The sequence below is a fragment of the Teredinibacter waterburyi genome (genome assembly GCF_001922985.1).
Classification (GTDB): domain Bacteria; phylum Pseudomonadota; class Gammaproteobacteria; order Pseudomonadales; family Cellvibrionaceae; genus Teredinibacter; species Teredinibacter waterburyi.
Window position 1 is genome coordinate 1 of the sequence record NZ_MRUH01000082.1, and the last position, 992, is coordinate 992.

Consider the following 992-nt stretch of genomic DNA (forward strand, 5'->3'; position numbering starts at 1 on the left):
GTCGCGTAGCTCCATTTTACACAAACGCTCACAGCAAAAATTGCAGGTGAGCTTGGCGTTAGAGCTCAGTTGAAAAATGCAGAACTATTTCCCAGCAATAGATGAAGTAGGACCTTTTTTAGCTTATTCGGTGGCTGTATCTACGTTTTTCTATGTAAAAACTAAAAGCGTGCTCCGGTCGGCGCATGGAATACTGATTGTCATTCTCTATTTGTATGCATGTATTGCGATGCGGTATAGCGAATTTGGATCAGCGCCAAAATACGATATACCACTGCTAATTCTATTGGGGATATCGTTTCTATCGGCTATTTTATCTTGCACAAGTTTTAAGGGTAAAGGTTGGCAAAATATGTTCTTACTGCTTCATCTAGGCACTGTGTTTAGTGGGTTATTCGTATGGTTTATCTCTGCTATGGCAGTGTCTCATGATTGGCTATAGCGCTCTAACAAAGCAATCTACCGGACTCCGTTTCCGTCGTTTTGTTTTTGTGCTTGAATAGCACAAAAATCCAAACAACTCCAACTCGCCGGTAATTGCGGCGTTATGCATTTAGAATCGAATAATGAAAAGTTTCAACAATTTCAGTAAAAGAGAAAAAGGTGCAGTGACATTTATAGCTGTGCTTTTTGTTGGGCTTACAGTTATGTCTGTTTATGGCTTATTCCTCGAAAGTATTATATTTGAGTCACGCAGAGCAACTTACTTCTTTCATGGGGCCAATAAAGTTGTATTCTGTTTATCGTCGTTGTTATTAAATGGAGTTATGGCTTTTGTACTCTGTGGTGGGCTTCTTGTTTCACTAGGTGTGCTACCGAAAAGAGAGCCTGGAAGCCTGAATGGTAAAATCATTTTTTTGCCTCTGTCTCTTGGTTTTACTGGAATTGTATTTAGTGCTGTAGTGGCGGCATCAACAAATGCATAACAATGCCATCATGCACCGCCCGCACGCGGGCTGGACAAACTTTCCGTTGCTCGTTTGTGCTTTAAC

Annotated in this window: 1 protein-coding gene; it reads left to right on the forward strand. The window is 40.9% G+C overall.

What is annotated here, in order from left to right:
* Positions 1-566 precede the first annotated feature (566 nt).
* Positions 567-926, forward strand: a complete 360-nt coding sequence (locus tag IDZ20_RS05910) for a hypothetical protein (RefSeq protein WP_188150507.1) — start codon at positions 567-569, stop codon at positions 924-926.
* The last annotated feature ends 66 nt before the right edge of the window (positions 927-992 follow it).